At 70.5% G+C, this 2,056-nt stretch carries 3 protein-coding genes; 2 read left to right on the top strand and 1 reads right to left on the bottom strand.

Features of this window, described 5'->3' with window-relative positions:
• Window positions 1-775 (bottom strand): ABC transporter ATP-binding protein (locus tag ACFQEU_RS15030; RefSeq protein ID WP_379783466.1); only part of this gene is annotated, 775 nt, incomplete at its 3' end.
• Between the two features lie 80 nt (window positions 776-855).
• Between ACFQEU_RS15030 and ACFQEU_RS15025 the strand changes: the two genes are divergently transcribed.
• Window positions 856-1,311: a hypothetical protein gene (locus tag ACFQEU_RS15025; protein WP_379783464.1), complete on the top strand. Its 456-nt coding sequence runs from the start codon at window positions 856-858 to the stop codon at window positions 1,309-1,311.
• Window positions 1,312-1,380: 69 nt separating this feature from the next.
• A partial coding sequence (locus ACFQEU_RS15020) for an ABC transporter substrate-binding protein (RefSeq protein ID WP_379783462.1) occupies window positions 1,381-2,056 on the top strand: 676 nt, incomplete at its 3' end.

Below are 2,056 nucleotides of genomic sequence, written 5' to 3'. Positions count from 1 at the left end.
CGGCCGACAGCAGCGCCGAGACGGTGTCGTCGGCGACGACCCGCCCGCCGGCCATCATCACGACGCGGTCGCACACCGCCTCGATCGTCGTCATGTCGTGGCTGCTGACGACGACCGTGAGCCCCTCCTCGACCGCGAGCCGGCGGAGCTCCCGTCGGAGGGTTCGCGACCCCTCCACGTCGAGGCCGAGCGTCGGCTCGTCGAGGAACACGAGCTCCGCGCCGCCCGCGAGCACGCTCGCCAGCGACACTTTCCCCTTCATGCCGCGTGAGAGGTCCCGAACCGCGGTGTCGGCTTTGTCCGCCAGGTCGAGCCGTTCGAGGAGGCGGTCGTGGCGGTCGGCGACGGAGTCGGGGTCGACGCCGCTTATCGTCGCGAAGTACCGGAGGTTCTCGCGGACCGTGAGTCGCCAGTAGTCGTTGCGTGCACCCTCCAGCATCGCGTCCACGCGGGCGTATGCCGCCCGCCGACCGCCGCCGGCGACGTCGGTTCCGAACACTCGAACGGAGCCGGAGTCGGGCAGGACGATACCGAGCGCACACTTGATCAGCGTCGTCTTCCCCGCGCCGTTCGGCCCGAGGAGGCCGACGATCGACCCCTGCTCGACGGTCAGGCTCACGTCGTCGACCGCGAGGACGGCGTCGTCGCCGCTCCCGAAGCGTTTCGAGACGCCGTCGATCGCGAGCGCCGGGGGGTCGGCGTCGGTTGGAGGGTCGGCGTCGGTTGGCGTGGTCGTGTCGATGGAGGGTGCCGATCCGGCCGCGGGGTCCGTCATACCGGATCCACGGGCCGATCACGGATAAACCGTGTCCGAAAGGTCCGAGGACGTTTCACCCGGCGACCCCTTCAGATCGTATGGACCTCGATCGGTTCGCGGCCGACGCCCCCGTCGACGACGCACCCGGCGACGCCAGGGTCTGTGTCGTCGCGACGCAGGCCGAGACGTTCGAACGGTGTCGCGCGGGCTACTACCCCAGCCCGCGCTCGTACGACCGGACCCGCGCGGACTTCGAGTACATGGCGTTCTATCGGACTGCGCCGGTGTCGGCGATCACTCACTACGCCCGCGTGACCGACCGGACGGAGCAGGTCCGTGGCGGCCCCGGCCCGATGGATGAGGCCGACTGGGCGGCGCTCATCGACCCGTTCTCCGAGGAGCGTGTCGTGGTCGTCTTCGAGCTCGGCCCGCTCGTCCCCCTCACACAGCCGGTCGAGAACGACGCGAACGGCGTTCGCGGCGCGTGGTACTGCACCGTCGATGAGCTCCGTGCGGCGTCGACGCTGTCGGCGCTGTCGAAGCGCGGGAAGTGAACCGAGGGACGACGGCGGATTCGCGACGACCGGGGAGACGTTTTTCTCCCTCCGACGACGAAGTGTCCCATGCGTGTCGTCACGCTGTTACCCTCCGCGACCGAGACGCTGTTCGCGCTCGGCGTCGAGCCAGTCGGCGTCTCCCACAGCTGTGATCACCCGCCAGCTGCCCGCGAGCTACCGACGCTCACGAGCACCGTCGTCGACCACGAGGGGCGTGAGGCGGCCGATATCGACGCACAGATGCGTGGCGTCGAGGGAGCGGTGTACGATCTCGACGTGGACCGGCTCGCCGGCCTCGATCCCGACCTCGTCATCACGCAGGCGACCTGTGACGTCTGTGCGGTCGACGCGGGGGCGGTTCACGCGGCTGCCGCATCGATCGACGCCGGCCCCGAAACACTGACGCTCGATCCGCACTCGTTCGCCGACGCGCTCGACGACGTGACACGGATCGGCGCGGCTGTCGATCGACGCGACGCGGCCGCGACGCTGCGGGCACGGCTATCCGACCGGGTCGACCGGGTTCGGAAGCGAGCGGAAGCCGCCGTCGCGGCGTCGGGACGTCCGCGGACCGCCGTCCTCGACTGGACAGATCCGCCGATCCGCGCCGGCCACTGGGTTCGGGATATGGTCGAGCTCGCCGGCGGCGACCCGGAGTTCCAGCCCTGCGGCCCGTCCGAGCCGGTCGCGTGGGACGATATCCGCGCGTTCGAGCCCGAGGTGCTCGTCGTCACGCCGTGCG

Source organism: Halorubrum tibetense, from assembly GCF_042661865.1.
Lineage (GTDB): Archaea > Halobacteriota > Halobacteria > Halobacteriales > Haloferacaceae > Halorubrum > Halorubrum tibetense.
Note: the sequence above shows the minus strand (reverse complement) of the source record. Positions and strands in the feature narration are given on the sequence as shown.

Coding starts and splice junctions, on each gene's coding strand:
- ACFQEU_RS15025 (WP_379783464.1), top strand. CDS start 856: ATGGACCTCGATCGGTTCGCGGCCGACGCCCCCGTCGACGACGCACCC.